Annotated in this window: 16 protein-coding genes; 12 read left to right on the top strand and 4 right to left on the bottom strand. The window is 64.8% G+C overall.

The window, feature by feature from the left end:
* Positions 1 to 10: 10 nt before the first annotated feature.
* Positions 11 to 1,027, bottom strand: a complete 1,017-nt coding sequence (locus HGB41_RS20935) for a hypothetical protein (RefSeq protein ID WP_171088138.1) — start codon at positions 1,025 to 1,027, stop codon at positions 11 to 13.
* Between the two features lie 146 nt (positions 1,028 to 1,173).
* On the opposite strand from HGB41_RS20935, the gene HGB41_RS20930 reads away from it, so the two are divergent.
* The 9 genes from HGB41_RS20930 (at position 1,174) to HGB41_RS20890 (ending at position 15,731) form a co-directional block, all read left to right on the top strand.
* The gene (locus HGB41_RS20930) at positions 1,174 to 2,454 is read left to right on the top strand and encodes a lipoprotein-releasing ABC transporter permease subunit (protein WP_171088136.1); all 1,281 of its coding nucleotides are present in this window, start codon (positions 1,174 to 1,176) and stop codon (positions 2,452 to 2,454) included.
* Between the two features lie 72 nt (positions 2,455 to 2,526).
* Positions 2,527 to 3,792, top strand: a complete 1,266-nt coding sequence (locus HGB41_RS20925; protein WP_171088134.1) for a lipoprotein-releasing ABC transporter permease subunit — start codon at positions 2,527 to 2,529, stop codon at positions 3,790 to 3,792.
* Positions 3,793 to 3,796: 4 nt separating this feature from the next.
* Complete coding sequence (gene lolD, locus HGB41_RS20920) at positions 3,797 to 4,513, top strand: lipoprotein-releasing ABC transporter ATP-binding protein LolD (RefSeq protein WP_171088132.1); 717 nt, start codon at positions 3,797 to 3,799, stop codon at positions 4,511 to 4,513.
* 2 nt (positions 4,514 to 4,515) lie between these two features.
* On the top strand, positions 4,516 to 5,319 hold the full coding sequence (locus HGB41_RS20915) for a TatD family hydrolase (protein ID WP_171088130.1): 804 nt from the start codon (positions 4,516 to 4,518) through the stop codon (positions 5,317 to 5,319).
* Between the two features lie 141 nt (positions 5,320 to 5,460).
* Entirely contained in the window at positions 5,461 to 8,253 is a 2,793-nt protein-coding gene (locus HGB41_RS20910) for a type VI secretion system Vgr family protein (RefSeq protein WP_171088128.1), read from the top strand.
* A gap of 180 nt (positions 8,254 to 8,433) precedes the next feature.
* Entirely contained in the window at positions 8,434 to 10,020 is a 1,587-nt protein-coding gene (locus HGB41_RS20905) for a PGAP1-like alpha/beta domain-containing protein (RefSeq protein ID WP_229423153.1), read from the top strand.
* Positions 10,017 to 11,777: a T6SS immunity protein Tli4 family protein gene (locus HGB41_RS20900; RefSeq protein ID WP_171088124.1), complete on the top strand. Its 1,761-nt coding sequence runs from the start codon at positions 10,017 to 10,019 to the stop codon at positions 11,775 to 11,777. Before HGB41_RS20905 ends, HGB41_RS20900 begins: the two co-directional genes overlap by 4 nt.
* 422 nt (positions 11,778 to 12,199) lie before the next feature.
* Positions 12,200 to 13,147: a PGAP1-like alpha/beta domain-containing protein gene (locus HGB41_RS20895; RefSeq protein WP_171088122.1), complete on the top strand. Its 948-nt coding sequence runs from the start codon at positions 12,200 to 12,202 to the stop codon at positions 13,145 to 13,147.
* 229 nt (positions 13,148 to 13,376) lie between these two features.
* Positions 13,377 to 15,731, top strand: coding sequence for a DNA internalization-related competence protein ComEC/Rec2 (locus HGB41_RS20890; RefSeq protein ID WP_171088120.1), 2,355 nt, complete (start codon positions 13,377 to 13,379; stop codon positions 15,729 to 15,731).
* 4 nt (positions 15,732 to 15,735) lie between these two features.
* Here the strand turns inward: HGB41_RS20890 and HGB41_RS20885 are convergent, their stop codons facing one another.
* From HGB41_RS20885 to HGB41_RS23880, 3 genes are all read right to left on the bottom strand, one after another.
* Positions 15,736 to 17,151, bottom strand: coding sequence for a HAMP domain-containing sensor histidine kinase (locus HGB41_RS20885; RefSeq protein WP_171088118.1), 1,416 nt, complete (start codon positions 17,149 to 17,151; stop codon positions 15,736 to 15,738).
* A gap of 1 nt (position 17,152) precedes the next feature.
* Complete coding sequence (locus HGB41_RS20880; protein WP_171088116.1) at positions 17,153 to 17,839, bottom strand: response regulator transcription factor; 687 nt, start codon at positions 17,837 to 17,839, stop codon at positions 17,153 to 17,155.
* Between the two features lie 104 nt (positions 17,840 to 17,943).
* Positions 17,944 to 20,088, bottom strand: a complete 2,145-nt coding sequence (locus HGB41_RS23880) for a DUF4214 domain-containing protein (RefSeq protein ID WP_171088114.1) — start codon at positions 20,086 to 20,088, stop codon at positions 17,944 to 17,946.
* Positions 20,089 to 20,282: 194 nt separating this feature from the next.
* On the opposite strand from HGB41_RS23880, the gene HGB41_RS20870 reads away from it, so the two are divergent.
* The 3 genes from HGB41_RS20870 to HGB41_RS20860 all read left to right on the top strand — a co-directional run bounded on the left by HGB41_RS20870 (position 20,283) and on the right by HGB41_RS20860 (position 22,457).
* A complete protein-coding gene (locus HGB41_RS20870) occupies positions 20,283 to 21,119 on the top strand; it encodes an alpha/beta fold hydrolase (protein WP_171088112.1) in 837 nt (278 codons plus the stop codon).
* Between the two features lie 37 nt (positions 21,120 to 21,156).
* Positions 21,157 to 21,723: a dCTP deaminase gene (dcd, locus tag HGB41_RS20865; RefSeq protein WP_171088110.1), complete on the top strand. Its 567-nt coding sequence runs from the start codon at positions 21,157 to 21,159 to the stop codon at positions 21,721 to 21,723.
* A 68-nt stretch (positions 21,724 to 21,791) separates the two neighbouring features.
* Positions 21,792 to 22,457 carry a cation efflux transmembrane domain-containing protein gene (locus HGB41_RS20860; RefSeq protein WP_171088108.1) on the top strand — a complete coding sequence of 222 codons (666 nt, stop codon included), beginning with the start codon at positions 21,792 to 21,794 and terminating at the stop codon, positions 22,455 to 22,457.
* Positions 22,458 to 22,503 lie beyond the last annotated feature (46 nt).

Here is a 22,503-nt window from a genome sequence, read left to right as displayed (position 1 = left end):
TTGTTAATATTCAAATCAGTCGATCCAGGGTCGGCCGGCGCCAGAACTTGCGTTGGGCCATGGCGGTAGTCGTAAATTCGGCAAGGCCGTCGCGGCTGCTCAGCACCAGGCGCAGCTTCGTGACGCGGCCCTGCACCAGCGCCGCATGCAGGGGCGCGAACAGCTTGTCTTCCAGCTGCTGCACCTGATGCAGCCAGGTGCCCCAGTCGGCGGCGAGCGCCGAATCGGCCAGGTTGCCGACGTAGAGCAAGCCATCCTGGGCCAGCGCGCCCTTGATGTCGTCGAGCGAGTCGGCTTTGCGCTGAGATAAGGCCCGGATCCAGCCCGGCGCCTTGAAGCTGGTGACCTCCCCGGCGGGGCGCGTGCCGCCCGCGGCAGCTCCCCAGAGCCAGAAGGCGTTCACGGCCGGCAGGCGTTTTGCCTCGCGGGCGGCATTCACCGGGTGGGTGTACCAGGCCATCTGCACTTCGTTCTGCAGCTTGCGGTAGGCCAGCGCACGCGGGCCGCGCGGCACGAAGTCGGTCAGGTCCATGCCGGCAACGGTGTCCGGGGTGGCGGTGTCGATATGCCCCCAGTCGTCGGCGCGCAGGAACCAGGTCTGGGCGTCGCCGTAGCGCAGCGGGCGGCCGATCTCTTCGCAGAGCGGGCGCGCCGCCTCGAACAGGGCGCGGCCTTCGTCCTCAAGCAGGCCGAGGTGGCGCAGGTCGGCCATCATCGAATGGCTGCGCGCGATCTGGACGTGGGCCGGGTTGACGATGAACCAGGTGCCGTCCTCCGGGTCGAGCCCGAAGCCGCGCATCGCCGCGGCCGCAAAGGCCGGCTCCCCATCGGGCGCCAGGCCGAGCGCGCGCGCCAGCCACTGCTCGTGCGGCAGGGCGCGTGCGGTATCCACCGCCATGCTGCGTTCGTGGGCGTTGGTGCGGGTGAGCAGGGAGGCCAGCATCGGGGCCTGCAGGGCTCGGACCAGGTCTGGCGCGAATTCAGGAAGCGGGAGCAGGTGGGGCAGGACAAGCGTAATCTGGGACATACCGCCATTTTAAGGCAAATACGCCGGTGGCGAACGGTCGCGCGCCGGCTCGAGCCGGCGGCACTCGAGGCCTGGCACACGTTTTTGCGACAGGATGCGCGGATGTCTGGCAAACTGTCGGGTTGGCAAACCAACAACCGGATTTCATGAGCCTCACCCACAAGCTGCCCTACGAGTGGCAGGTCGGCCTGCGCTACACCCGCGCGGGCAAGCGCAGCGGGCGCAACAGCTTCATTTCCTTCATTTCGATGGCCTCGGTGGCCGGCATCGCGCTCGGCGCGGCCGCGTTGATCATCGTGCTGTCGGTGATGAACGGCTTCCAGAAGGAAGTGACCGCCCGGATGCTGTCGGTGCTGGCCCATGTGGAAGTGTTCGAGGCCAGCGGCGCCATGCCGGGCTGGCGCGCATCGAGCCAGGAAGCGCTGCGCAACCCTGAAGTGCGCGCCGCCGCGCCTTTCGTCGAGACCCAGGCCATGCTGCTCAGCGACGGCGTCATGAAACCGGTGCTGTTGCGCGGCGTCGACCCGGGGCAGGAAACCACGGTATCGGACGTGGCGAAACACATGCGCGAAGGCCGCTTCGACGCCATCGCACCGGGCTCCTACAACATCATCATCGGCCGCGCGCTGGCGAAATCGCTCGACGTCGGCGTGGGCGACCGCATCACGCTGCTGATGGCGTCTTCCAATGACGGCGCCATTCCGGGGCAGGGCGCCGGCACGATGCCGCGCACGCGGCCATTGACCGTGGCCGGCATCTTCGAGGCGGGCCATTTCGAGTTCGACTCGACGCTCGCATTCGCCAATATCGTCGATGCCCAGGAACTGGCCGGCGTGTCTGCTCCCGGCGGCCTGCGCCTGCGCCTGGCCGACATGCAGCGCGCCCCCCAGGTCGCAAGCCAGCTCCAGGCCAGCATGTCGGGCGACCTGTTCATCCGCGACTGGTCGAAGGTGAATGCGATGTGGTTCGCCGCCGTGCAGTCGCAGAAACGCATGATGTTCATCATCCTGACCATGATCGTGGCGGTGGCGGCCTTCAACCTGGTCTCGACCCTGGTGATGACGGTGCGCGACAAGCAGTCCGACATCGCGATCCTGCGCACCCTGGGCGCCTCGCCGCGCTCGATCATGACCATCTTCATGGTGCAGGGCACGCTGGTCGGCGTGCTCGGTGCGCTGATGGGCGTGGGGCTGGGCGTGCTGGTTGCGCTCAATATCGACGTGATCGTGCCCTTCATCGAACGCAGCTTCAACGTCCAGTTCCTGTCGCAGGAGGTCTACCTGATCAGCGAGATCCCGTCCGAGCTGCGCTGGGGCGATGTCGGCTGGATCGGCGGCGTGGCCGTGCTGCTGGCCTTCCTGGCCACGCTCTACCCGAGCTGGTCGGCGTCGCGCACCAGGCCGGCGGAGGCGCTGCGCTATGAATAAGCCCCCGACGAACCCTGTCGTGAAAACGGCTTGTGTGGCACACTGCGGCCTCGAAAAACAAGGCTGCACAGCATGAGCATGACCCAGAACCTGCCCTATGAATGGCTGGTCGGCCTGCGCTATACGCGCGCCGGCAAGCGCAGCGGCCGTAACAGCTTCATTTCCTTCATCTCCCTGATTTCCGTGTCCGGCATTGCGCTCGGCGTGGCCGCGCTGATCATCGTGCTGTCGGTGATGAACGGCTTCCAGAAAGAAGTCACCGACCGCATGCTGTCGGTGCTGGCCCATATCGAGGTGTTCGACAACCGCGGCAGCATGCCCGACTGGCGTAACGCCGCCCAGGCAGCCGCGCGCAACCCGGCCGTGCGCGGCGCCGCGCCCTTCGTCGAGACCCAGGGCATGCTGGTCGGCGAAGGCGTGATGCGTCCTTCGGTCATCCGCGGCATCCTGCCGGGCCAGGAAGAGCAGGTATCAAGCATCGCCAAACAGGTCAGGGCGGGCAGCCTCGATGCCTTGAAGCCGGGATCGTTCAACATCGTGCTGGGCTATGCGCTGGCGCGCTCGCTCAACGTCGGCATCGGCGACAAGGTCACCATGCTGCTGGCCAAAGGCCAGGTCACACCGGCCGGGCTGCTGCCGCGCAGCCGCAGTTTCACGGTCGCCGGTATCTTCGAGGCCGGCCATTTTGAATTCGATGCGGCGCTGTCCTTCATCCACATCCAGGATGCCGAGCGCATGGAGCGACTCGATGCGCCGATGGGCTTGCGGCTGCGGGTCGAGGACATGCATGCGGCGCCGCTGGTGGCCCTCGAACTGAAGAAGAGCATGCCGGGCGACCTGGAAATGCGCGACTGGTCCAAGCTCAATGCCAACTGGTTCGCTGCCGTACAGACCGAAAAGAAGATGATGTTCATCATCCTCACGCTGATCATCGCGGTGGCCGCCTTCAACCTGGTGTCGACGCTGGTGATGACCGTGACCGACAAGCAGGCCGACATTGCGATCCTGCGCACCCTGGGCGCTTCGCCGCGCTCCATCATGAAGATCTTCATGGTGCAGGGCGCGCTGGTCGGCATCCTCGGCACCGTGCTGGGCGTCGGCGGGGGCGTGCTGGTGGCCCTGAACATCGATACCATCGTCCCGTTTATCGAACATCTGTTGGGAGTGCAGTTCTTGTCGAAAGATATCTACCTGATCAGCGCCGTGCCGTCCGACCTGCGCTGGCCGGACGTAGCCAAAATCGGCGGCGTCTCCGTGCTGCTGGCGTTTGCGGCCACCATCTACCCCTCCTGGTCCGCTTCGCGCGTGAAGCCGGCGGAGGCGCTGCGTTATGAGTAATCCAATGAATGATCCGATAAATAATCCGTCCACTAACGGCGCACCCGTCCTCTCCTGCCGTGGCCTCGGTAAAACCTTCAGGCAGGGCGACTACACGGTCAAGGTGCTGGACGGGATCGACTTCGAGATCCATCGCGGCGAGCGGGTCGCCATCGTCGGCGCCTCGGGCTCGGGCAAATCGACCCTGCTGCACCTGCTGGGCGGGCTGGATACGCCATCGACCGGCGCGGTCGCCCTGCTGGGCGAAGATTTCGCCACGCTGTCGGAAACGCGGCGCGGTGACTTGCGCAACTCGTCGCTGGGCTTCGTCTACCAGTTCCACCACCTGCTGCCGGAATTCTCCGCGCTCGACAACGTCATGATGCCGCTGATGATCCGCCGCGAGCCACGCGAGGCGGCGCTGCAGAAGGCCGAGGCGATCCTGGGCCGCGTCAACCTCGGCAAGCGCGTCGTGCATCGCCCGGGAGAACTGTCGGGCGGCGAGCGCCAGCGCGTGGCCCTGGCGCGGGCCCTGGTGACGCAGCCGGCCTGCGTGCTGGCCGACGAACCGACCGGTAACCTCGACCACAGCACCGCCCAGACCATTTTCGATTTGATGCTGGAGCTGTCGCGCACCCTCGGCACGGCCTTTGTCATCGTCACCCATGACATGGAACTGGCGCGCCGCTGCGACCGCGTGCTGCGCCTGACCGAACACGGATTGCAGCCGGCCGAAAGCTGACCATGTGGATCGACACCCACTGCCACCTCGATGCCCACGAATTCGGCGCGCAATCGCTGGATGTGGCGGCGCGGGCGGCAGCGGCAGGGGTGTCGGTGATCATGGCGATGGCGGTCGAACGCGGCAATTTCGGTGCGGTGGCCGCCCTCGCTGCCAGGGCGCCGAACGTCACCTATGCGCTCGGCATCCACCCGATTTGCGTGCCCCAGGCCCAGGACGAAGATCTCGACGTACTGCGCGCCGCGGTGGAGACGGCGCTGGACGACCCCAATTTCGTCGGCATCGGCGAAATCGGGCTGGACTACTTTATCCCGCTGCTGTGCGAACCGGCCATGCGCGAGAAGCAGGAGCGCTTCTTCCGCGCCCAGTTGCGGATCGCGCGCGACTTCGATTTGCCCGTGATGACCCACGTGCGGCGCTCGCAAGACCAGGTGCTCAAGCACCTGCGCCAGATCCGCCCACCTGGCGGCATCGCCCACGCCTTCAACGGCAGCTTCCAGCAGGCGCAGGCCTTCATCGGCCTGGGCCTGCACCTGGGCTTCGGCGGCGCCATGACCTTTACCCGGGCGCTCCAGATCCGCCGCCTCGCCACCGAGCTGCCTTTGTCATCCATCGTGCTCGAGACCGACTCGCCGGACATCGCCCCGAGCTGGATCCACCCGGGCCGGAATACCCCCGACCAGCTGCCGCGCATCGGGACCGCCCTGGCGGAACTGCGAGGCATTGGCGAAGCCGAGCTGCGCGAGGCCGTCCACCGCAATTCGCTGGCCGCGATTCCGCGCCTGGCAGCCTACCTGGCCAGCTAAGCGGCTGCCCCGACCGGGGCCGACCGTCGCTTCTCCGCTTAGTTCATTTTTGCTAATGATGGGCCGCAAGGCTGTGGCCCTGCCGTTCTGCCAATATGCATTCTTCGCTGCGACCGCGGCCACGAAAACAGGGAGACGGACTTGGACAGTGCGAGTGAATTCCTGCGGATGCTCAGGCACGAGAAATCGCTGACGACGGCCCACCGGCCGATCCGGCTGCGCCTGGGCCATGCGGACCATCTCGCCGACGAATTGCTGCTGCCCCAGCGCGTGCAGGGGCACGAATCCGTCTGCGGCGGCTTCGAGTACGTCATCACCTGCGTGGCCGATACGCCACGCCTCCCGCTCAAGGAACTCATCGCGCTGCCCGCCGAACTCCAGATGGTGACCGACCGCGGCCAGCTGCGCAGCATCTGCGGCATCGTGGCCGAGGCCCGCGCCGGCGACCATGACGGCGGCCTGGCGGTCTACCAGCTGGTGCTGCGCGACGCGCTGGCCATCATGGAAAAGCGCGTCAACAGCCGCGTGTTCCGCTACCAGAACGAGCTCGAGATCGTGCAGGTATTGTTCGACGAGTGGCGCCAATCCAACAGCGTCATGGCCAGCGCCTTCGACTACGAACTCGACCCGCTGTTCGACATGCGCCAGTTCCCGCCGCGCGAACAGACCATGCAATACAACGAGTCCGACGCCGCGTTTGTCAGGCGCCTGCTCAAGCGGCGCGGCATCGCCTGGACCTTCCGCCCCGGCCGCGCCCGCGCCGGCGCCGCCGACAGCGAGTCGGACGACACCCCGGTCCATACCCTGCTGCTGTTCTCCGACGGCGCCTCGCTGCCGCGCAGCGCCGCCGGCAGCGTGCGCTACCACCGCGACGACGCCACCGAACAGCGCGACACCGTGGTGTCCTGGTGCGCCGCGCGTCGCCTGCAGCCGGGCAGCATCACGCGCCACAGCTGGGACTACCGCAACCCGCTGGGTGTCCAGTTCATGACCACCACCGCGCGCGGTATGGCCGACCAGGGCCGCAGCGGCAATGCGCTGGCCGCCACGCTCGACGACTACCTGGTCGAGATCCCGCACGCCGGCAACGACGTCGAAGACCACTGGCGCCTGGGGCAGGTGCGCATGAACCGGCACGAATTCGACACCAAGTGCTTCCACGGCGAAGGCAGCGTGCGCGACCTGTGCGCCGGCGAATACTTCACCCTCACCGGCCACCCCGAGATCGACACCCACCCGGAAGCCGAACGCGACTTCGTCGTCACCGCCGTCTGGATGGAAGCCGAGAACAACCTGCCGGCTGATTTGTCGGCGCGGGTACGCCGCCTGATGGGGCCCTACAGCCCCGACCGCGCCATGCTTGCGCCGAACGAGCATCCTGTCGCCGGAGACGGCGTGCGGGTGCGCATGCGCTTCGACGCCGTCCGCCGCGGCATCCCGCTGGTGCCGGCCTTCGACCCCCGTGCCGACCTGCCGCATCCCGAGCTGCAAAGCGCCATCGTCACCGGCCCCCCGGGCGAAGAAGTCCACTGCGACGCGCTGGGGCGCGTGAAAGTCCGCTTCCCGGGCATGCGCACGGCCGACCACAAGCATGCGCATGGCGCCGGCGTATCCGACACCCCGGCCGACTCGGCCTGGGTGCGGGTATCGTCGAGCTGGGCCGGAGCCGGTCCCGGCTCGAAGCAGCAGTGTGGAACACTCGAGCTGCCCCGAGTCGGCACGGAGGTTCTCGTGGCCTTCCTGGGCGGCGATCCCGACCGTCCGGTAATCCTTTCCCAGGTCTTCAATCAACGCGGCGAACCGCCCGCACTCAGTACGAGCGGCGGCCTGCCGGCGAACCGCTGTCTCGCGGGCACGAGGACTCGTGAGATCGGCGGCCAGCGCGGGAACCAGCTCCGTTTCGATGACACCCGTGGGGAGATCAGCGCGCAGCTGTCGAGCGACCATGGCGCGACGCAGCTGAACCTGGGCTGGCTAACCCAGCCAAGGGCCAACGGAAGCGGCGCGCCGCGCGGCGAGGGTGCGGAACTGCGCACCGAACAAGCCCTGTCGATCCGCGGTCGGAAAGGGGTCCTCGTAACAGCCGAACCTTCAGCGGTCGACGAGGGAACCCAGTTATCGCGTAGCGGACTCGTAAGTATTGCTGAGCTTCTTCACAGCGTCGTCGATGAAATGACAAAGATGGCGAACCAGCATACCGGTGACGAGGGAAGCTCGCGCCGGCTCGCAGAGTTGTCCGACAAGCTGAAACGCTGGGATGGAGGTTCGAACCTTGCCCCGGGCGAAAGCGGAGGCGAGCCGATGGTCGCCATATCTGCGCCTGCCGGTATCATGATGGCCAGTCCAGCCAATGTCGCGATCGGCTCCGAAAGCGAGGTCGATGTGGTGAGCGGCGGGAATGCGCAAACGACCGCTGGCGGGAGTCTGTTCTTGCGCGCAGCACGCGGCATCAGCGCCTTTGCGCAGTCGCTTGGCATCAAGCTTGTCGCCGGCAGTGGCAATATTCTGGTTCAGGCGCACCAGGGTGCCGTCGAGGTCAAGTCATCGAAGAGGATCAGCTTGATATCTTCCGAGGCGATTCATATCGAAGCACCCCTCGTCCGGATCGTGTCCAAGGGTGCCCAAACTGAATGGGGCGATGGGAAGATTACCCAACGGAGTACCGACGAACACGTCATCAAGGCGAGGACGGTCGTGCACGTTGCGCCGGCCGGCGCAGATCCGTCGGAACTCGATCTTGTCTTTGGAAAACTGAATACAGACGAACGTCTTGTATTACGGCACTTACAAACACGCGAACCTATTCCCGGTCAACGATACATCGCGCACTTAGAAGACGGCAGGACTGTCGAAGGAACTAGCGACGAGCATGGGCGCACGGCGCTGGTCCAGAGCGACACCTTGGGCCCCGTTCGCTTCGAACTTCTTCCATAACTTCACTGAAGAGGCTATGCCGTCATGAGTGAATCGACCAGACCACTCCCATCGCTTATTCCGTTGTCGCACGGCGGGTGGCAAGTAAATTCGTTCATGTCGTCGGTAGAGTACACGTTGCGGGGGCTAGGGCTTGTACCCCCAAATAAGATCGTTCCCGTCATCGTTGTACCTGGCATCATGGGTACGAATCTGAGGGCCAAGCAAAAACCACGCTTGGGCCGAGTAGAAGACGAGCGCAACCAGATCGTCGGCCCCGGCCTGCCTGTATGGCGTCCTCCTAACGGCGACAGCGAGGGGCTCAAGGCCGCCAAAATCTGGGACAAGTACACGCCGCGAGAGCGCCAGCTGCTGTTTGACTCTGCCACTCTGGAAGTGGACCCCGGCGGACCTGTCGTCATACCGGAGTCCGAGGACGGTTATGTTCTGACTGAGCGTGAGCTGCGGGAACGCGGGTGGGGCGAAGTGCATGCGGACTCATACGGCGGACTTCTCTATGGCCTGCAGACTCGCCTGAATCAGACGTTCGGGTTTGACGAGCAGGGCAAGAAGCGCTTCGTCCAACAGCATTGGAAGGACGTGATGGCCTGTGACCCTCAGCGATGGGGGCTGCGCCAGTTCGCGCCGCTAACGGAAGACCACCTCGTGAAGCACGCTCAGTACTATTTCCCAGTGTACGCGGCTGGATATTGTTGGTTAAACGACTGTAAGACGTCGGCGGAGCTCCTGGAGAAGCGCATTCTTCAAATCATCGCATCGTGGAAGGGAGCAAAGCGGCAGTGTTCCAAAGTTATCCTGGTAACGCATTCGATGGGAGGATTGGTTGCCAGAGCGTGTGCCAAGCGCATTCCAGACAAAATTGCTGGTGTGATCCATGGCGTCATGCCGGCACTGGGCGCGCCCGTTGCCTATCGCAGGCTTGCATGCGGAACGGAGCCTTTTTCCCCGAATGGCTCCCCTCTCAAGAAGTTTGCAGACTCCAGGGTGGCAATGATCTTGGGGAACAGCGCTGATAAAACGACGCCTGTTCTAGCGATATCGCCCGGTGCGCTCGAGCTTTTGCCGAATCATCTATATCCGCAACCTTGGTTACACGTCCGTGTATTCAGGTTTGTCGGCGGATCGCAAGCAACGAATCATGTTGGGAAGGATGCGGCATATGGATACCAGCCCAAGATATATGACGCGCTGTCCTTTCCCAATGCGAACCTGCAGAATCCCTACGATTTGTACCGTGACATGAAATTCTGGTTTCGCTTGATTAATCCGGAACTTGCCGATCCGGCTGGCAAATATGTCAATAGTAAGCGAGGCGGCGTGGTGTCTGCAATTAAGAAGGCAGCCAATACTGCCGAGACGTTCCACAGAACACTTGGGGACTACTACCACCCTAATACTTATGCTTTCTATTGCGACGATAAAGAGCAGCTCACATACGGGATGTTACGGTGGGTCGCCCTTCAGCAGACTGGTTCGGCAACGGCACTCACACCGGCGAATCTCACCGCCGCGCGATATATCGGTCAGTCTGAAACAGGGCAGCGGCGCGTGCTCGTCGAGGGAAAGACCGAGCTTCGTTTCGCGCCTGATCAGCAGGATGCACGAGGCGACGGGACAGTACCGCATCAATCCGGCGCTGGGCCGGGAGGTAAAGTAAAACAAGTGTTTGCGACGGCGGGCTACAACCACCAAGGATCGTATAACAATGAGCACATGCTCATGTTAACGCTCCGATTGATCACCAAGATTGTCCAGGAGATCTCGTGAAGAATTGGCTCCGGAGCAAGCCGGCAAGAATGCTGGCCGGAGCGCTGTGCGTGGGATTAGTCGCCACATGGGCGGTGGGCAAAGCATTGGATAAACGCGAAGAAAACCGGCGAGACCAACACGAGGTAGCTCGAATGACCGACAAAATGAAAACAGTATGTGTCGGCAGGTTCTTGATTGACGTGCCGGAAGAGGCGGAGATTGAACTAAGGCAAGCGCGTATCGATGGCTTCAATATTGCGTCGTTCAATGAAACCGAAGAGGAATTTCAGAAGCGTGCTGCAGACCGTGAGGCGCAAATCAAGGCTAAGCCGGACTACCTTGGTGGCAGTACGAATATGGAGTCGGCAAGGGAGGTCAGGACCAGCAATGGTCTAGTTGGAACGATCTTTATACATAGCCGGACGCTCGAAGAAGGAACTCAGGGCAACGGTCTGGGTGGGGTGGAGCGCTATCGCGATGAAGGCATCACGGCGGAAGCCCTGGTGCACGGCCATGGCATTAGCATCGACCTGTTCTTTGAAGACAGGAACCCCGACTTAATCGAGGATCTGCCCAGGCTGGTTAATCAGCTTGTAGCGAACCCAGAGAACCGTATTCCTACCGAACCAGGATTCTGCATGGATCGCGTCTATGTTCGGGATCCACTCACCGCCGATCAGCGCGAACAAATCATGATGTTCCTCCGGCTGCCAAATCATCCGGATGTCGAGTTCATGTTCATTGTTTCGGCCGGAGGGAAACCCGAGACGCTTGGCGTCCTGGCAAGGAATGAGGCGTCAGACGAAGGGCTGTCGATGGCTGAGCGGATGCGTATCACGAGATTACGGGCGGCGCCCCGGGAGATTGGCGGCCTCGATGGGGAAGAACTGGTGGAGCTGGTGGTCGAGGAAAATGAAGCACGTGGCCACAGTTTCTGGTGGGAGGTAAGTGGCACCGAAGACAACGTCTTTGTCCCACACGTTGTATTCAGAATGAGTACCGGGAACGGCAATGGAAAACCGGTTCCATCCTCGCTATCGGACGGAGCCGCACTCGGTTTGTGGGACAAGATTTCGTCCAGTATTCGCCTGCGGTCGGCTGAACCTGCGGCGAGTAGCCGAGTTGAAGCGCCGACTACACCGCTCGGCACATACGCTTCAGCAGGCGAACGCTGCCCTGAAAGCGGCTGGTGGCTCTGTGGTGACGGGGGCAATGGTATCGGCGTTCTGGGCGGTCAACGACAATACATCAAGAAGGAGGATCTGATGCCCCAGGCACTGCTACTTCCGCCCCGTTCCCTGTGGGACCAGGTGCGCGGCATCCAGGCTAGCTTTGAAGCGAAGAACCGAACATTCTGGAAGCTTGTCGATAAGCGTGTCCAAAAGCGTGTGCCACCGCCTTTGCCGCTAGCTTTGCCTCTTGCCCCCACAACGACGGCCGTCGCGAACCGCAGCAGCAATGTGAACGAGCAAAACCACGTCTCCGTTGGCAGTTTTTCTGTCACGGGGGCGCCGTGCCCAGCAAGTGGCTGGTGGCGATGCGAACAATCCCACGCGTTGGACGGAACCCGCTGGTTTGCCCAAGGCAGCTTGCTACCGTCTGCGACATTTGCTGTCCCGCCTGGAGTTTTCGGCGGCTCGACCAACGCGCCAAAATCGATCCATCGCCGCGGCGAATGGCGGCTGGTCCGGCTCGCTGACGAGGCAGAACAACGTTATCCCGACGGCCAGGCGTCCGGAAAGGGTACAACTACTCCACCAACTCGGGGAGCATAGCTCTACGACCAAAAGCGATTGTGCCGCTGCAATGTTCGCCTGACCAGCTCGGTTAGATTCCAGATTTCGCTAACGATAAGGCTGCGATGAGTTACCGGCGTTATTACATCAAGGTGGGAGCGGTGACCACTGCCGACAGCGTCGTCCGTGCCTCCAGCGATTTCAGCCTCATGAGCGGTTCTGCACTTGCACGGGATGGGGATCCGGTGGACTGCCCAGCCTGCGGAACTCAAGGGGTCATCAGGTGAACAGGGCCGCGTTTGTCAGACAGTTTTAAAGGTAAGGAATATGCGCTGAGCGACGGTCTTTGTGTCTGCAGCTGCAGCCCTCCACCGAAGCTCATCGCTGACCAAAATGATGACTTCCAACTTGTTTCCTCCTCAACATCATTGAGCCAGTCGTAGCGCCCGGGGAAAAACCGCATGATCAGCCTGCACCTTCCAAATACACTGGCCGTGAGCCTCACGGCAGGATTACGTGTTCATGAAAACAACCGTACGTTGTCGCAGTCGCTAGAGCCTGTGTCGAAGGCAGTGCGCCTGTTTCGTGAACATACATGGCGGGACAAAAGCTCCAGCTGGTTGCAAGACTGTAAAACGTCAGCGGAAATGCTGGAAAAGCGCATTCATCAAATTATTGATTCATGGACGAATGCGAAGCGGCAGTGCTCAAAGCTTATCCTCGTTACGCATTCGATGGGGGGACTGGTAGCCAGAGCGTGCGCAAAACGTATTCCGACCAAGCTCGCTGGCGTAATCCACGGCGTGATGCCCGCCCTGGGGGCACCTGTGGCTTATCGGGCCGGAGATCTGTGCCCTGAAAGCGGCTGGTGGCTTTGCGGCGAGGGTGGTAACGGAATCGGCGTACTGGGCGGCCAGCGACAGTACATCAATAAGGGAGAGGTGATGCCGCAAGCCTTGCTGCTGCCTTCACAGACCATCTGGGAGAAATTGCGAGGGGTGCAACCGAGCCTGGAATCGAAGTCCCGAATATACTGGACACCGGTCGACAAGCGGACGCTTCAACGTCTAATGCCCCCACTGCCGCTGGCGCCTCCGCTTTCCCCTTCGCGGCACAGTCAGCGACTGCAATGGCCCCGGCTTCCAAGAGGGCAGGCACGTGCCCCTTGGAAGTTTTGCTTCTACCGGACTTCCGTGCCCAGCGAGCGGCTGGTGGCGTTGCGAGGAGTCGCATGCGCTGGACGGTACACGTTGGTGCCCAAGGCGTTCTACTCCCACCTGCTATGTTTGCCCTCCCACCGGGTGTCTTTGGACGCTCTTCCAACTCGCCCAAGTCGGTCCAGCGTCGCGGCGAATGGCGCCTTGTTCGAATTGCAGAAGCTTCGGAGCGCGGTAGCGCTTAAAGCATGACGCCGGGGCTGTGTGCAAGCCTTGACGGAACGGGGATTCGACAAGTGCCTGCTCCGTTCCACCGATTTTCAGGAGAGTTAATGCACCGCACTTGGCCTGTGGGACAAGATCACCTCCAGCATTCGATTGCACGCAGCAAGACCTCAGGATATTGGCCAGGGCGAGCGCCCGTCAGCCCAGCGCGGGAGAGGGCTAGACCGGTAGGCAGCGACCGTTCAGCCAGCCGCTAATGCGCAGCGCCTCCCTAACATTCCTGACCGGCGCCTGTCTGCTCCAGATAGCCCCCGAACTTCCGGCACCCAGGACGATCCTCGCGGCAGCCGCGATCGCCGTCCTGCTATTCGCGCTCCGTGGCCGCATCATAAACCTGCTTGCCGCCGCGCTCCTCGGCGCGACCTGGGCCGCATTCATCGCAAGCCTCGCGCTCGCCGACGCGCTGCCGCGCGAGCTCGAAGGCAAGGACATCGTCGTGGTCGGCACGGTCGCCAGCCTGCCGCACGAGTTCGACGGCGGCACGCGCTTCAATTTCGAGGTCGAACGGGTGCTCACGCCGGAAGCCACGATCCCCCAGCGCATTGCGCTGTCATGGTACGGCCGTATGACGGGTCCGGCCGGGGCGGCGCAGGTCGAACCCGGCGAGCGCTGGCGCCTGGTGGTGCGGCTCCAGCGCCCGCACGGCAACGCCAATCCGCACGGCTTCGACTACGAAGCCTGGCTGCTGGAACAGGGCGTGCGAGCGACCGGCTACGTGCGGCCCGCTGGCAGCGCCAACCGGCGCCTCGACGGCTTCGTACCATCCGTTGGCCATTTGGTCGAGCGGGCCCGCGCAGCTCTGCGCCGCCATATCGGGACCGAGCTGGAAGGCAAGCGCTATGCGGGCGTCATCGTGGCGCTGGTCATTGGCGACCAGCGCGGCATCGACCAGTCGGACTGGGACGTCTTCAACCGCACCGGAATCAGCCACCTGGTCTCGATCTCCGGGCTGCACGTGACCATGGTGGCCGGCCTGGCGGCGTGGGCGGTGTCGGCGCTGTGGCGCCGCTCCTTCTTCGTCGACGGCGCCGCGCTGCCGCTGGTCCTGCCGGCGCAGAAAGCCGCCGCCGTGGCGGGCGCACTGGCCGCGCTGCTGTACGTGCTGCTGGCAGGCTTCGGCGTGCCGGCCCAGCGCACCTTCTACATGCTGGCCGCCGTCGCGTTTGCGCTCTGGACCGGTCGTATCGCCACGCTGTCGCAGGTGCTGTGCCTCGCGCTTGCGGTCGTCGTGATCATCGACCCGTGGGCCGTGCTGTCGGCCGGCTTCTGGCTATCGTTCGGCGCGGTAGCCGTCATCCTGTACGCGAACCTCGGACGCGTGCAGCCTGCGAAAGGCTGGCGCCGCAGCCTGCGCATGGCTGCCCAGACCCAGTATGCCGTCACGGTCGGCCTGGTGCCGCTGACGCTGTTCCTGTTTTCGCAGGTGTCGATCGTCAGCCCGCTGGCCAATGCAGTGGCGATCCCGGTCGTCAGCCTGGTGGTCACCCCGCTGGCGCTGGCAGGCGCGCTGCTGCCCGCGCCGCTGGCGGGATGGGTGCTGGGGCTGGCGCACCTGCTGGTCGACTGGCTGGCGCACGCCATGGCCTGGCTGGCCGCCGGCCCGCTTGCGGTGTGGAGCGCGCCCGCGCCCCAGCCCTGGATCCTGGCCCTCGCCCTGGCCGGCACCGCGTGGATGCTGGCGCCGCTCGGCTGGCCGCACCGGTGGGCCGGATTGGCCGCCTGGGCGCCGATGCTCACCCAGCTGTCGACCACGCCCGACGGCGGCAGCTTCACCGTGACCGCCTTCGACGTCGGCCAGGGCATGGCGCTGCTGGTGGAGACGAACGGGCACCGGCTGCTGTACGACGCCGGCCCGCAGTACGCGCCCGGCGCCGACGCCGCGGGCCGCATCATCCTGCCTTACCTGCGCGGGCGCGGCATCCGTGCGCTCGATGCGCTGGTGGTCTCGCACAGCGATACCGACCATGCCGGCGGCGCGCGCACCCTGTTGCAGGGAATGGAAGTGGCAAGCGTCCATTCTTCGCTGGCGGCCGCACATCCCGTGGTGCAGGAGGCGCGCAGCCACACGCGCTGTACGGCAGGCCAGGAATGGAGCTGGGACGGGGTGCGCTTCGAGATGCTCGGTCCCGCGCCCGGCTCGTATGCGGACGCGGGCCTGAAGGCGAATGCACGCAGCTGCGTGCTGCGCGTCAGCGCGAGCGGAAAAGCCATCGTGCTGGCCGGGGATATCGAGGCAGCCCAGGAAGCGCAGCTGGTGCAACAGCGGCCAGCGTCGCTGCGTGCCGACGTGCTGCTGGCCCCGCACCACGGCAGCGGCACATCGTCGACGACCGGCTTCCTTGCGGCCGTCAATCCCGGCATCGGCATCTTCCAGGTCGGGTACAGGAACCGCTACCGCCATCCGAAGCGTGAGGTATATGAGCGTTATCGCGCACGCGGGATCCGCCGCATCCGCACCGACGAAGCCGGCGCGGTGACGATCAGCTTTGGCAGCTCCATAGAGCTGACCGAATACCGCGCCAGCCACCCGCGCTACTGGTACGGCCGTTGAGGTATCAAGCCTCCAGGGGCAGGCTCACCGTGACTTGCAGCCCGCCGCCGTCGCGGTTGGCCGCGCGAATCTGGCCGCCATGGGCCAGCACCACGCGCTGGGCGATCGCCAGGCCGAGTCCGTGACCGTCGACGTTGGCGCCCGGGTTGGAGCGGAAGAAAGGCTCGAACACCGAGGCCAGGTCGGCCGGGGCGATGCCGGGGCCACGGTCGAGCACCTCGATCTGCGCCGACCGTCCGTCGCTGCGCAGCACCGCCCTGACCTTGCCGCCGCTGCCGCCATGGCGGATCGCATTGCGCACGATGTTCTCCAGTGCGCTCCACAACAAGTCCGGATCGCCCTGGACGATTACGGGGCCGGGCGCCTCGACGTTCACGCTCGGCGACGCATCGCCCGGCAGGCCGCTGCCATTCTCGAAGCGCGCATCCGCCACGATCTCGTCCATCAGTTCGGCCAGGTCGACCTGTTCGCGCTGCGCGATGGCCGGCGTCGCTTCCAGGCGCGACAGGGTCAGCAGGCCGCCCACCAGTTTGTCCATGCGCATGCTCTCGCGCTCGATGCGGTCGAGCGAGGAGGCGATCTTCTCCGGCTGCTGGTGGGCCAGGCCCACCGCCGCCTGCAGGCGCGCCAGCGGCGAACGCAGTTCGTGCGACACGTCGTGCAGCAGGCGGCGCTGGCCGTCCATCAAGGCCCGCAACTGCGCGCTCATGCGGTCGAAATCCCGTCCCAGGTCGCTCAGCTCGTCGCCGCCACGTGCGCCGCCGCGTCCCTTGCCGGTAAAGCGCGGGGCCAGGTCGCCGGCGGAAGCTGCCTCGAAGGCGCTGCGCAATGCGCGGATCGGGCGCGAAAAATACCAGGCGAGGAGGGCGGCAAACAGCAGGCTGGCGAGGGTGCCGGCGACGATGCCGAAGACCTGCCCGACCGTGCGGCTGAAACCACCGGGCCCGAAACCATGCGGCGGCCGGCCGCCCGTGCTCACCAGGGCAGGTGAGGTGGCGACGCGCGCCGCCATGCCCATCCTCAGGTTGGGACGCTGCACGAATGCGAGATAGCGTACGCCTCCGGGGCCGGTGAGATACCGGATGCCGCGCAGCGGCTCGCCCGAGGCCAGCTTGCGGTCGACCTCGGCCAGCAGTTCAGGTGGGACCGGGCGCCCCAGCAGCTCGCGCCGGCGCGGGTCGAGCAAGAAGATCTGCGGGCGCTTCATTTCGCTGACCATGCCGCGCAGCGCCGGCATGCCGCCGTGCTTGAGCGTGGCGGCGGCGGCGTCGAGGGCGACGAAGGCCGGTGGCCCGGTATCGAGTTCGGCGGCGCGGCTGCGGGACTGGTCGCGCAGCCAGAACGCGCCGCCGATACCGATGGTGGCGGCCACCTGGGCCAGCAGGATGCAAAGGAAGAACTTCCAGAACAGGCGGCCCATGCTATTCCCGGATCAGCTGGTAGCCCTGGCGGTAGATCGTCTGCAGGCAGGAGCGGCCGTCCGGGAGGGGCCCCAGCTTGTGGCGCAGGCTGCTCAGGTGGACGTCGATATTGCGGTCGAAACGCGCCAGCGGCCGGCCGAGGCCCTGTTCCGACAGTTCGTTCTTGCTGACCGGGCGGCCGGCCTGGCGCGCCAGCACTTCCAGCAGGTTGAATTCGGTACTGGTCAGTTCGACCGGCACGCCGTCCCAGGTCACGCGGCGCTGTTCCGGGTACATCGCGAGTTTGCCGACCGTAATGAGCGCGCCCGGCCCGTCGCCCTGCGTGGCCTGGGTGCGGCGCAGGATGGCGCGTACGCGGGCGGTGAGTTCGCGCGGGGTGCAGGGCTTGGCGACATAGTCGTCGGCGCCCAGTTCGAGGCCGAGGATACGGTCGGCGTCGTCGCCGCGCGCGGTCAGCATCAGCACCGGGATGCGGCTGCCCGCGCGGATCCGCCGCAGCGCCTCGATGCCGTTCGTGCCGGGCATCATCACGTCGAGGATGGCGATCGCATACTCGCCGCCCAGCGCCGCGCGCGCGCCGTCGTCGCCGTTGTGGACGCAGGCGACGCGGAACCCCTCCTGCTCGAGGTATTCAGCAAACATCCCGACGAGTTCGACGTCGTCGTCAATCAGCAGCACATGGTTCATGGAAGCAGGATAGCAAAACCGCGGAATCAGGCTGTTGTGTTAAAGGAAGATTTACCCGGATTTACATGGGATTACGACGTTTAACGGAGCCGGCCGGCGCCGCTTCAGCCGTACGGCGCGTAGGCGATCCCGCCTTCGAGCACGCCGGCCAGGGCGGCGATGTTCTCGCCGCTCTCGCTGAACTGCGCCAGCACGTCGGTGGCGCTCAGCCCCGCGTTCATGACGCCCAGCCAGTAGTCGAAACCGGCCTGGTCGGGCGCGCGGTGCAGGATGTTCTGGTAGACCTTGTTCAGGAAGTCGCCGTTGGCCGGCGCCGTGCCGTACATGCCGATGAATTCCTGCGACCCGATGAAGGCGGCGGCTACCTCGCCCAGGCCGGCGCCCAATTCCATGCGGCCGATCCAGTAGCCAAGTCCATCGAGGTCCGGCGTGCGGTTGAAGGCCGCCTGGTAGAGCCGGTAGGCCTGGCCGGCGACGCCGTCGATCTCGAGGCTCACCATGGTGTCGTCGAACTTCAGGCCTTCGATGCCGGCCAGGGTGTCGGCCTCGAGCGGCTGGCCCTTGCTGGTGACCGTGCTGCCCACCTTGCCCACCTTGACCGCGTAGTCCGCGAACCTGCCCGCATAGGTGGCGAGGTCGCGTCCCTGGCCGCCATCGAGGACGTCGCTGCCGGCGCCGCCCGACAGCGTATCGTTGCCGGCGCCGCCTTCGATGCGGTTGTCGGCCTCGTTGCCGCTCAGGCTGTCGTTGCCGGCGCCGCCGCGCAGGTTTTCGATCACGGTGCCGAAGTTGACCGTGACCTGGCCCGCCTTCACGATCGAGTCGGCCTGCTGGCCAAGATAGCCCCAGTAGCCCGGACGCAGGTCGACCGTGGCGCCGCCGGCAAACGCGCTGGCGTCGAGCGTGTCGCGCCCGCTGCCGTCGCCAATGATGTTGGCGCGCTGCGCGTCCAGCACCCAGGTGGTGTCGCCGGCGGCGACCTGCTGGGCGGGGCCGTACATGTACTGCAGCGCCGCCAGGTCGAGCGGGCTGTAGGCCAGCTGGTAATCGAGGTCGTCGGTGTTGTACGACATCAGGGTGTGGACGCCGTCATCCTCGGCACTGCTCAGGAAAGGACCGTCTCCGATATCGCCGTCGGCATCTTCGTGGCCGAACGGATGCTTGAGCCCGAGCACGTGGCCCAGCTCGTGCAGCAGGATCTGGGCGCCCGCATTGAAGGCGGACGGCGCCAGGTTGTCCCGGGTCTCGGTGTCGAGCATCAGGTGGCGGCTGCTCGCGTAGCCCGAGGAATCGGGCTGCAGGTTGTTGGCCATGACCAGCACGCCTTCGCCATCGAGTTCGGCCGACTCGCGGAACTGCACGTTCAGGACGGTGCTCACGTAATCGAAGACCGTGCGCGCAAACACGCGCTGGGCCGCGTTGAACGGCTCGAAGCCGGCCTTGTCTTCCTCGCTGAAGTACTTCGCCGGAGTCTGGGCGAAGTGATAGTCGATGATCCTGGTCTCGCCGCTGACGCGCGTTCCCGGCGGCTCGACCGCCAGCGCGGCGATCCAGTTCGGCACCTGCTTCACGCCCGGGGCCCAGGTCCAGCTCTCGACACTGCCGATCGGCAGGAACCAGTCGGCATGGATGGTGCCCTTGTCGTTGCCGCCTTCGTCCCAGATGGTGTCCAGCACGCTGCGCACGACATAGGTATCGTCGCCTTCGCCGCCGGCCAGGATGTTGGCGCCGCTGCCGCCGTCGAGCAGGTCGTCGCCGCCGTCGCCGTACAGCTCGTCGTCCCCGGCGCCGCCCAGCAGGGTGTCGCCGGCGGCGTCCCCGTAGAGCGTGTCGTTGCCGTCGCCGCCGTCGAGCAGGTCGCCGAACAGGTCGGTTTCGAATTCGTCGGTGAGCGGGTTCCAGGGCGGGCCGTTTTGCAGGGTGTCGTTGCCGGCCCCGCCCACCAGGCGGTCCTTGCCGCCGCCGCCGTACAGCTCGTCATCGCCGTCGCCGCCCAGCAGGATGTCGTCCCCAGTGGCGCCCGACAGGTTGTCGTTGCCCTTGCCGCCGTCGAGCGTGTCGCCCTTGTCGTCCTTGACCCAGGTGCCGCTCGCCGCATCGAACATCAGGCCGCTGTCGATCGTGTCGTTGCCGTCCAGGCCGGACAGGATGTCCGCGCCACCCGCGCCGATCAGTTCGTCGTCGCCGCTGTCGCCGGTGAGGATTTCGTCGATCCGGGTTCCGGTCCTCTTGAGTGCCGCAGTTGCCATCTTGGTGCCTGGTTAAATAAGCCGAGCCGAATGGTAGCACGGTGATGCTCTAGAGAAACATTCGTCCGGCATAATCTGACATGGAATGTGGACCCGCTCCACCGGCGGCAATAGGTGTTTCCCTCTAAACAAAGTTCTGAATGGGGGTTCTTTCATTACAATGGAAATCCGTTGTCAATGAAGCCAGCCCGTCCATGAGCAAACCACTGCTGCATTTCTCCCACGGGAACAGCTATCCCGCCGGCACCTACAACCGGCTGTTCCAGGCCCTCGGCACGCACTACGAGGTGCGCGCCCACGACATGTATGGCCACGATCCGCGCTTCCCGGTGGGCGATGGCTGGCATGGGCTGGTGGATGAACTGATCCATCACCTGGAGGGCTACGAGCAGCCGCCGATCCTGGTCGGCCATTCGCTCGGCGGCATGCTCAGCATGATGGCGGCCAAGGAGCGCCCGGAGCTGGCGCGCTGCGTCGTGATGCTCGATTCGCCGGTGGTGGCCGGCTGGCGCGCCTTCCTGTGGCGCCTGGTGAAAAGCCGCGGCATGGGTTCGAGCTTTTCGCCGGCAAAGTTTTCCGAGCGCCGCCGCACTACCTGGCCGGATCGCGCCGCGGCCTACCAGCATTTCATCTCGAAGCCGATGTTCCAGGCCTGGGCGCCGGGCGCGCTCGACGACTATCTCGACCACGGCCTGGTCCCGCACCCGGAAGGCGTGCAGCTGCGCTTCGACCGCGCGGTGGAAACCCTCATCTACAACACGCTGCCGCACCACATGGGCGCGATCATCCGCGAGCCGTATCCTCTGCCGATCGGTTTCATCGCCGGCACCACCTCGGAAGAACTGCGCCAGGCCGGGCTCGACGCCACGCGCAGGCTGGTCGGCGACCGGCTGGTGATGATCGAGGGCGGCCACCTGTATCCGCTCGAGAAACCGGAAACCACGGCGCGCCTGACCCATGAGATGATCGGGCGCCTGTTATCTTCGTCGCCGCAGGCCGTCAATCCCCCTGTGCTTGGGGCAATCAATTAGCGTAAAATCGCGGAATTGATCTCTTGGAATTTCGACAATGGCTATCAAAAGCGACAAATGGATCCGCCGCATGGCGGAATCAACCGGAATGATCGAACCGTTCGAGCCGCAGCAGGTGCGCGAGCTCGACGGCCGCAAGGTCATCTCCTTCGGCACCTCTTCGTACGGCTACGATATCCGCTGCGCCGACGAATTCAAGATCTTCACCAACATCAACAGCACCATCGTCGACCCGAAGAACTTCGATTCGAATTCCTTCGTCGACGTGAAGAGCGATGTCTGCATCATCCCGCCGAACTCGTTCGCGCTGGCCCGCACCATCGAATACTTCCGCATCCCGCGCAACGTGTTGACTGTCTGCCTCGGCAAGTCGACCTATGCGCGCTGCGGCATCATCGTCAACGTCACCCCGTTCGAACCGGAATGGGAAGGCTATGTGACGCTCGAGTTCTCGAACACCACCCCGCTGCCGGCCAAGATCTATGCGGGCGAGGGCTGCGCCCAGGTGCTGTTCTTCGAATCCGACGAAGTCTGCGAAACCTCGTACAAGGACCGCGGCGGAAAATACCAGGGCCAGCACGGCGTCACGCTGCCCAAGACCTGATACATATTTTCGTGCCACCCCGCCGGAATTGAATCATACCGGCGGGCTCTTCATGATGGATGCCTGCGATGTCCGACTGCTGCAGCGGCGGCTGTTCTACCGGCAAGCCGCCCGTCGATCCGCGCTACCGGCGCATCCTCTGGATTGCGCTGTGGGTCAATGCGCTCATGTTCGGCGTCGAAATCGTCGGTGGCTGGGCGGCCGGTTCGGTCGCGCTGCTGGCCGATGCGGTCGATTTTTTAGGCGACGCCGCCAACTACGGCATCTCGCTGTTCGTGCTGGCCCTGGCGCCGGTGTGGCGCTCGCGCACCGCGCTGCTCAAGGGCGCGACCATGGGCGGCTACGGCATCTTCGTGCTCGGCAGCGCCTTCTGGCACCTGCAAAGCGGCACCGTGCCGCAAGCGCACACCATGGGTATCATCGGATCTGCAGCACTGGCCGCCAACTGCCTGGTCGGCGTGCTGCTCTACGCTTACCGGAATGGCGACGCCAACATGCGCTCGGTGTGGCTGTGCACCCGCAACGATGCAATCGGCAACGTGGCGGTGCTGGTGGCAGCGCTCGGCGTGTTCCAGACGGGGAGTGGGGTGCCGGATTTGCTGGTGGCGACCGTGATGGGGCTGCTGGGACTGTCGGCGGCGCGCAGTGTGATTGTGCAGGCCCGCGCCGAGCTGCGTGTGCCCGTGGCGCCGCTGCCGGCGCCTGCGGCGCCGGTGGAACTCAAACGCCGCTAGCGCTGCGGCGAATACACTAGAAGCCCATCGAGGCCGGATATTGGCC

It is taken from the genome of Telluria aromaticivorans (genome assembly GCF_013003915.1).
GTDB lineage: Bacteria > Pseudomonadota > Gammaproteobacteria > Burkholderiales > Burkholderiaceae_D > Telluria > Telluria aromaticivorans.
This window is presented reverse-complemented; position numbering and strand designations above follow the sequence as displayed.

Bases quoted from the DNA above. Each gene is read 5' to 3' on its own strand.
- HGB41_RS20935 (WP_171088138.1), bottom strand. From the start codon at position 1,027: ATGTCCCAGATTACGCTTGTCCTGCCCCACCTGCTCCCGCTTCCTGAA.
- HGB41_RS20930 (WP_171088136.1), top strand. From the start codon at position 1,174: ATGAGCCTCACCCACAAGCTGCCCTACGAGTGGCAGGTCGGCCTGCGC.
- HGB41_RS20925 (WP_171088134.1), top strand. From the start codon at position 2,527: ATGAGCATGACCCAGAACCTGCCCTATGAATGGCTGGTCGGCCTGCGC.
- lolD (WP_171088132.1), top strand. From the start codon at position 3,797: ATGAATGATCCGATAAATAATCCGTCCACTAACGGCGCACCCGTCCTC.
- HGB41_RS20915 (WP_171088130.1), top strand. From the start codon at position 4,516: ATGTGGATCGACACCCACTGCCACCTCGATGCCCACGAATTCGGCGCG.
- HGB41_RS20905 (WP_229423153.1), top strand. From the start codon at position 8,434: ATGGGTACGAATCTGAGGGCCAAGCAAAAACCACGCTTGGGCCGAGTA.
- HGB41_RS20895 (WP_171088122.1), top strand. From the start codon at position 12,200: ATGATCAGCCTGCACCTTCCAAATACACTGGCCGTGAGCCTCACGGCA.
- HGB41_RS20890 (WP_171088120.1), top strand. From the start codon at position 13,377: ATGCGCAGCGCCTCCCTAACATTCCTGACCGGCGCCTGTCTGCTCCAG.
- HGB41_RS20885 (WP_171088118.1), bottom strand. From the start codon at position 17,151: ATGGGCCGCCTGTTCTGGAAGTTCTTCCTTTGCATCCTGCTGGCCCAG.
- HGB41_RS20880 (WP_171088116.1), bottom strand. From the start codon at position 17,839: ATGAACCATGTGCTGCTGATTGACGACGACGTCGAACTCGTCGGGATG.
- HGB41_RS23880 (WP_171088114.1), bottom strand. From the start codon at position 20,088: ATGGCAACTGCGGCACTCAAGAGGACCGGAACCCGGATCGACGAAATC.
- HGB41_RS20870 (WP_171088112.1), top strand. From the start codon at position 20,283: ATGAGCAAACCACTGCTGCATTTCTCCCACGGGAACAGCTATCCCGCC.
- dcd (WP_171088110.1), top strand. From the start codon at position 21,157: ATGGCTATCAAAAGCGACAAATGGATCCGCCGCATGGCGGAATCAACC.
- HGB41_RS20860 (WP_171088108.1), top strand. From the start codon at position 21,792: ATGTCCGACTGCTGCAGCGGCGGCTGTTCTACCGGCAAGCCGCCCGTC.